6 protein-coding genes and 1 pseudogene are annotated in these 6,657 nt (G+C 70.6%); 6 read left to right on the forward strand and 1 reads right to left on the reverse strand.

Features of this window, described 5'->3' with window-relative positions; translation table 11 throughout:
• Positions 1-22: 22 nt before the first annotated feature.
• The 3 genes from C7444_RS19615 to C7444_RS19625 all read left to right on the forward strand — a co-directional run bounded on the left by C7444_RS19615 (position 23) and on the right by C7444_RS19625 (position 2,994).
• Positions 23-1,222 (forward strand): acetyl-CoA C-acyltransferase, encoded by a 1,200-nt coding sequence (locus tag C7444_RS19615; RefSeq protein ID WP_110402550.1) that lies wholly within the window; start codon positions 23-25, stop codon positions 1,220-1,222.
• Between the two features lie 143 nt (positions 1,223-1,365).
• Positions 1,366-2,130 carry an enoyl-CoA hydratase gene (locus C7444_RS19620; protein ID WP_110402551.1) on the forward strand — a complete coding sequence of 255 codons (765 nt, stop codon included), beginning with the start codon at positions 1,366-1,368 and terminating at the stop codon, positions 2,128-2,130.
• 6 nt (positions 2,131-2,136) lie between these two features.
• On the forward strand, positions 2,137-2,994 hold the full coding sequence (locus tag C7444_RS19625) for an SGNH/GDSL hydrolase family protein (RefSeq protein ID WP_146219456.1): 858 nt from the start codon (positions 2,137-2,139) through the stop codon (positions 2,992-2,994).
• A gap of 13 nt (positions 2,995-3,007) precedes the next feature.
• Here C7444_RS19625 and C7444_RS19630 read toward each other — a convergent pair whose 3' ends face one another.
• Positions 3,008-3,436: an acyl-CoA thioesterase gene (locus C7444_RS19630; RefSeq protein ID WP_375136946.1), complete on the reverse strand. Its 429-nt coding sequence runs from the start codon at positions 3,434-3,436 to the stop codon at positions 3,008-3,010.
• Positions 3,437-3,471: 35 nt separating this feature from the next.
• Between C7444_RS19630 and C7444_RS19635 the strand changes: the two genes are divergently transcribed.
• The 3 genes and pseudogenes from C7444_RS19635 to C7444_RS20745 form a co-directional block, all read left to right on the forward strand.
• The gene (locus C7444_RS19635; RefSeq protein ID WP_170130817.1) at positions 3,472-5,310 is read left to right on the forward strand and encodes an ABCB family ABC transporter ATP-binding protein/permease; all 1,839 of its coding nucleotides are present in this window, start codon (positions 3,472-3,474) and stop codon (positions 5,308-5,310) included.
• Positions 5,311-5,388: 78 nt separating this feature from the next.
• Entirely contained in the window at positions 5,389-6,342 is a 954-nt protein-coding gene (locus C7444_RS19640; RefSeq protein ID WP_110402554.1) for a LysR family transcriptional regulator, read from the forward strand.
• 178 nt (positions 6,343-6,520) lie between these two features.
• Positions 6,521-6,657 (forward strand): annotated as a pseudogene (locus tag C7444_RS20745) (amino acid ABC transporter substrate-binding protein); the annotation flags it as partial.

The raw sequence follows: 6,657 nt of genomic DNA on the forward strand, positions 1-6,657 counted from the left end.
CGCCGCGCAGGAGACACACGACATGAGCCAACAGATCCAGGACGCCTACATCGTCGCGGCCAGCCGCACGCCGATCGGCCGCTCGCACCGCGGCGCCTTCCGCCACACCCGCCCGGACGACCTGCTGGTCGCCGCGATGCGTGGTGCCCTCGCCCAGGTGCCCACGCTCGACCCGAAGGCGATCGAGGACGCCATCATCGGCTGCGCCATGCCCGAAGGGCCGCAGGGCCTGAACATGGCCCGGGTGGCCGCGCTGCTGGCGGGGCTGCCGAACTCGGTGGGCGGCATCACCGTCAACCGCTTCTGCGCCTCGGGCCTGAGCGCGATCCAGATGGCCGCCGACCGCATCCGCGTCGGCGAAGCCGACGTGATGATCGCCGGCGGCGCCGAGAGCATGAGCCTGGTGCCGATGAGCGGCAACACGCCCAGCTTCAACCCGACGATCTTCGAGCGTGACGAGCACCTGGGCATCGCCTACGGCATGGGGCTGACGGCCGAGAAGGTCGCCACGCAGTGGAAGGTGAGCCGCGAGGCCCAGGATGCCTTCGCGCTGGCCTCGCACCAGAAGGCGCTGGCCGCGCAGGCCGCGGGCGAGTTCAGCGACGAGATCACGCCGGTGGAGGTGATCGAGCGCACGCCCGACCTCGACACCGGCGAGGTCCGCACCCGCACCCGCACCGTCACCCTCGACGAAGGTCCGCGCGTGGACACCTCGCTGGCCGGCCTGGCCCGGCTGAAGGCGGTGTTCGCCGCCCGGGGCAGCGTCACCGCCGGCAACAGCTCGCAGACCAGCGACGGCGCCGGCGCGCTGATCCTGGCCAGCGACAAGGCGGTGCGCCAGTTCGGCCTGACGCCGCTGGCCCGCTTCGTCAGCTTCGCCAGCCGCGGCGTGCCGCCGGAGATCATGGGGATCGGCCCGATCGAGGCCATCCCGGCCGCGCTGCGCAGCGCGGGCCTGTCGCTGGCCGACCTGGACTGGATCGAGCTGAACGAGGCGTTTGCCGCGCAGTCGCTGGCGGTGATCGACTCGGTCGGACTCGACGCCGCCCGGGTCAATCCGCTGGGCGGCGCGATCGCGCTGGGCCACCCGCTCGGGGCCACCGGGGCCATCCGCGCGGCCACCATCGTGCACGCGCTGCGCCGCCGGCAGCTGAAATACGGCATGCTGACGATGTGCGTGGGCACGGGTCAAGGCGCCGCCGGCATCTTCGAACGCGCCTGATCTCCTGCTCGCCACCCGACCGCAGCCGCCGCATCGACCGATGCGGCGGCTGTTGTCCTTGGTCAAGACGCGCCGCACGAGCGCCCCAAAAGCAACCATTTGTCACTCTGCTGCCCTACGATCGGGCAGAGACAGGAAACCCGATGTCCATCAAGACCGCCACCTTCCAGGGCGTGACCACCCTCGAGATCGCCCGCCCGGACAAGAAGAACGCGCTGACGACCGCGATGTACGAGTCGCTGTGCGAAGGCCTGCTCGCCGCGCAGGCCGATCCGGCCGTGCGTGCCGTGCTGATCACCGGCCAGCCGGGCATCTTCACCTCGGGCAATGACCTGGACGACTTCCTGAAGCGCCCGGTCGACACCGAGAGCTCGCCCGTGTTCCGGTTCATGCGCACGCTGGCCGGCTTCGACAAGCCGGTCGTCGCCGCCGTCACCGGGGCGGCCATCGGCATCGGCACGACGCTGCTGCTGCACTGCGACCTGGTCTACGTGTCCGACGAGGCCCGCCTGGCGATGCCCTTCGTCAGCCTGGGCCTGGTGCCCGAATTCGCCTCCAGCCTGCTGGTCACCCGGCTGATGGGTCATGTGCGCGCCACCGAGAAGCTGATGCTGGGCGACCCGTTCACCGGCAGCGAAGCGGTCGAGCTGGGCCTGGCCAATGCGGTGCTGCCCGCCGGCGAGGTGCTGCCGCATGCCCGCCGCATGGCCGAACGCTTCAACGCGCTGCCCCCGGGCGCGGTGCGCGACACCAAGCGGCTGATGCGTGCCGCCCAGGCCGAACCGGTGCAGCGCACCATCTCCGACGAGGGCGCGATTTTTGCTGCCCGTCTGCGCAGCCCCGAAGCCCAGGAGGCGTTCCAGGCCTTCTTCCAGAAACGTCCACCGGATTTTTCGAACTTCAACTGAGCGCCGATGAACTCAACTGCCCGGGCCGTGCGACCCGTCCTGTCCCCTGCTGTGCCGATGTCGACCCGGCTGCTCGAACTGGCCCTGGGGCCGCTGCTGTGGTGCCAGCGGCAGCTGGTGTCCCGGCAGCTCAGGCAGCAGCCCGAGGCGCAAGGGGCACGGTCCGGCCAGGCCGGCAGCGGGGCGGTCCGGCTGCGGGTGCTGGTGGTCGGGGATGCCCAGGCGGCCGGCGTGGCAATGGCCGACCCGGAGAGCGGCCTGGCGCCGCGGCTGGCGCACCATCTGGCGGCGCTGCTGTCGACCGACGGACCGTGCACCGTCACCTGGCAGCTGCTGGCCGGACGCCAGATCGGGGCCCAGGACATGCTGGGGTGCATGGCCGCCACCGACCTGGCACCGGCCGACGTGCTGGTCACCCTGCCCGGACACCACCCGACGCTGCACAGCGTGCCCACGCGCGAATGGCTGCGCCAGATGGATGCGCTGCGCAGCCATGCCCGGCACCGGGCCCAGGTGCGGCACGTGGTGCACTGCTCCCCGATGCCACCGGAGCCCGAGCCCTTCGGCGGCCTGGCTCGGCCGCTGCGCTGGCAGTGCCTGCATGCCGCCCAACGGCTGGACCGGGCGCTGCGCATCCACCTGCGCCACTCGCACCGGCGCACCCGCTTCATGCTGCAGCCCGTGGGCGGCGGCCAGGCCGGGCAGGACCTGCACCCGGACGCCCGCTGGATCGAGCGCTGGGCCCGCCAGCTGGCCGAGCACATCGAGCACGACCTGGCCGAGTCGGTGCTGCAGGGCGCGGCCCTGCCCAGCGGCTTCCAGGCCAGCGACTTCTGGCATCCGGAGACGGCCTCACGCTTCTGAGGCCCGCACCGGATCAGCCCGGCTGCACCGGGCGCGGACGCCCCTGGGCGTCGATGGCCACGTAGGTGAGGCTGGCCTCGGTCACCTTGACGACATGCGGCTCGGCCGGGTTGCGCTCGGCGAACACGTCCACGTGCACCGTCACGGAGGTGTTGCCCACCCGCGTCACCCGGGCGTAGAAGCTCAGCAGGTCGCCGATGGACACCGGCTGCTTGAAAATGAACTGGTTGACCGCCACCGTGGTCACCCGCCCGCGGGACACCCGGATCGGCAGCACGGCGCCGGCCAGGTCGACCTGGGCCATGATCCAGCCGCCGAAGATGTCGCCGTTCGGGTTCGCATCGGCGGGCATCGGGATGACCCGCATCACCAGCTCACCCCCCTCGTCCGTCTGGCAAGGCATCAGGTAGGGCGCGGGCAGAGGGCATGATGCGTCGGTCATCGCAGTGTTCCTTGGTTTTTCCTGATTGTTCCATGATGCGCCGCACAGCCCCTGACCCCTCCCCTGCCCCCTCCGGCGCCCGCTCCGACGACTGGGCGACGCTGCGGCGCCTGATGCCTTACCTGTGGCACTACCGCTGGCGCATGGCGGTGGCGCTGACCTTCCTGATCGCCGCCAAGGTCGCCAACGTCGGCGTGCCGCTGCTGCTCAAGGAGATGGTCGACAGCCTGTCGATCCCCGTCGGCGACCCGCGGGCGCTGCTGGTGGTGCCCATCGGACTGCTGCTCGGCTACGCCGGGCTGCGCTTCTCGACCACGCTGTTCACCGAGCTGCGCGAGCTCGTCTTCGCCAAGGCCACCCACGGCGCGGCGCGCCAGATCGCGCTGGAGGCCTTCCGCCACCTGCACGCGCTGAGCCTGCGTTTCCACCTGGAGCGCCAGACCGGCGGCATGACACGCGACATCGAGCGTGGCACCCGGGCGCTGCAGTCGCTGGTGAGCTACTCGCTCTACACCATCGTGCCCACGCTGGTCGAGCTCACGCTGGTGCTGGTGCTGCTGGGCACCCGCTTCGACATGGGCTTCGTCTGGATCACGCTGGGCGCGCTGCTGGCCTACGGCCTCTTCACCATCACGGTGACCGAATGGCGCACGCAGTACCGGCGCGAGATGAACGAGCTCGACTCCAAGGCCCACTCGCGTGCGGTCGACGCGCTGCTGAACTACGAGACGGTCAAGTACTTCAACAACGAGGAGTTCGAGGCGCGCCGCTACGACGACGGGCTGGACGCCTACCGCCGCGCGCAGATCAAGTCGCAGGGCACGCTGTCGCTGCTCAACAGCGGCCAGCAGTTCATCATCGCCGGCAGCCTGGTGGCGATGCTGTGGCGCGCCACCGAAGGGGTGGTCGCGCAGCGCATGACGCTGGGCGACCTGGTGATGGTCAACGCGCTGCTGATCCAGCTCTACATCCCGCTGAACTTCCTGGGCGTGCTCTACCGCGAGATCAAGCAGAGCCTGACCGACCTCGACCGCATGTTCACGCTGCTCGAGCGAGAGCGCGAGATCGCCGACGCGCCGGGCGCCCGGCCGCTGGCGATCGAGCACGCGACCGTGCGCTTCGAGCACGTCGACTTCGGCTACCACCCCGAGCGCCAGATCCTGCACGACGTCAGCTTCGAGATCCCGGGCGGCAAGACGGTCGCGGTGGTCGGGCCCTCCGGCTCGGGCAAGAGCACGCTGGCACGGCTGCTCTACCGCTTCTACGACGTCGATGGCGGACGCATCACCGTCGACCGCCAGGACGTGCGCCAGGTGACGCAGGACAGCCTGCGCCGTGCCATCGGCATCGTGCCGCAGGACACCGTGCTGTTCAACGACAGCGTGCGCTACAACATCGCCTACGGCCGCACCAGCGCGACCCAGGCCGAGATCGAGGCCGCCGCCCGGGCCGCCCACATCCACGCCTTCATCGCCGCCCAGCCGCGCGGCTACGACACGATGGTCGGCGAGCGTGGCCTGAAGGTCTCCGGAGGCGAGAAGCAGCGCATCGCGATCGCCCGCACGCTGCTGAAGAACCCGCCGATGCTGATCTTCGACGAGGCCACCTCGGCGCTGGACTCGGCCAGCGAACGGGCCATCCAGGGCGAGCTGGCCAGCGCGGCCCGGGGCAAGACCGCGCTGGTCATCGCCCACCGGCTCAGCACCATCGTCGACGCCCACCAGATCATCGTGCTCGAGAGCGGGCGCGTGACCGAGCGGGGCACCCATGCCGAACTGCTGGCCAGCGGGGGCACCTACGCCCGCATGTGGAAGCTGCAGCAGAGCGGCAGCGGCGAGCGCAGCATGCCGGAGCAGACCGTGCCGGCGACCTGAAGCCCTCGGCCCGCCCGGCCCCCTTCGTAAGGAGGAACACGCATCGAGGCGGCGACGGCCGCCGCTACACTGCGCCCCGTGGAGACCAAATGGCTTGAAGACTTCGTCAGCCTGGCCGAGACGCGCAGCTTTTCGCGCTCCGCCCAGCTGAGACACGTGACCCAACCGGCGTTCTCGCGCCGCATCCAGGCGCTCGAGGCCTGGGCCGGGGTCGACCTCGTGGATCGTTCGTCCTACCCGACGCGGCTGACGTCGGCGGGACAGATGCTGCTGCCCCAGGCGCTGGAGATCATCGGCTCGCTGCAGGCCGCGCACAACCTGATGCGCGGCCACCAGACCTCGGCGCAGGACATGATCGAGTTCGCGGTGCCGCACTCGCTCGCCTTCACCTTTTTCCCGCACTGGGTGATGGACCTGCGCCAGCGCTTCGGCGCGTTCAAGAGCCGGCTCATCGGCCTGAACGTGCACGACGCGGTGATGCACCTGACCGAAGGCAGCTGCGACCTGCTGCTGGCCTACCACCACGCCTCGCAGCCGCTGCAGCTCAACCCGGAGCGCTACGAGATGCTCAGCCTGGGCACCGAGACGCTGGCGCCTTACGCCCGCGCCGACGCCGATGGCGAGCCGCTGTTCCGGCTGCCCGGGCGGCCGCGGGCGCGGGTGCCCTACCTGGGTTATGCGGGCGGGGCCTACCTCGGGCGCATGGTCGACCTGCTGCTCAAGCAGGCGAGCGAGCCGCTCTACCTCGATCCGATCTACGAGACCGACATGGCCGAAGGCCTGAAGGCGATGGCGCTCGAGGGACACGGACTGGCCTTCCTGCCGGCCAGCTCGGTCAAGAAGGAAGTGCGCGCGCGCCGCCTGGTGCCGGCCGGGCCCAGCCAGGCCGACAAGGCCTTCGAGGTGACCATCGAGATCCGGCTCTACCGCGAGCGCCCGGAAGTCTCCCGACACTCGAAGGCTGCGGCCCAGGCGCTGTGGGACTACCTCAGCCAGGCCGCCGAGGCCGCCCGCGAGCAGGCCCGCCGATGAACGGCGGCGCAGCCGCCCGGCAGGGGCTGGCGGCCGCCGACGGTGGCATGCCAGCTGCATGCCTGGACCATTCCGCACCCTCGTGGTGCCCGGAAACACCCCCAGGCCGCCTGCACGGGCGCCCGGCCTAGAATCAGGCAGCGGGTTGTTTCCAACGAACTCTCAACCAGGAGTCCTGATGAAGAAGTCCCTCCTCATGTTCGCGGCCATGGCCGCCCTTGGCGCCGCCCAGGCGCAGAGCACCGACACCCTCAAGAAGATCAAGGACAGCGGCTCGATCACGCTGGGCGTGCGCGAGTCCTCGGGCGCGCTGTC

Origin of the sequence: Sphaerotilus hippei, from assembly GCF_003201595.1 — a bacterium.
GTDB classification, from domain to species: Bacteria; Pseudomonadota; Gammaproteobacteria; order Burkholderiales; family Burkholderiaceae_C; genus Sphaerotilus; species Sphaerotilus hippei.

What these genes read in the sequence shown, in the direction of transcription:
- C7444_RS19615 (WP_110402550.1), top strand. Translation starts at nt 23, where the DNA reads ATGAGCCAACAGATCCAGGACGCCTACATCGTCGCGGCCAGCCGCACG.
- C7444_RS19620 (WP_110402551.1), top strand. Translation starts at nt 1,366, where the DNA reads ATGTCCATCAAGACCGCCACCTTCCAGGGCGTGACCACCCTCGAGATC.
- C7444_RS19625 (WP_146219456.1), top strand. Translation starts at nt 2,137, where the DNA reads ATGAACTCAACTGCCCGGGCCGTGCGACCCGTCCTGTCCCCTGCTGTG.
- C7444_RS19630 (WP_375136946.1), bottom strand. Translation starts at nt 3,436, where the DNA reads ATGACCGACGCATCATGCCCTCTGCCCGCGCCCTACCTGATGCCTTGC.
- C7444_RS19635 (WP_170130817.1), top strand. Translation starts at nt 3,472, where the DNA reads ATGCGCCGCACAGCCCCTGACCCCTCCCCTGCCCCCTCCGGCGCCCGC.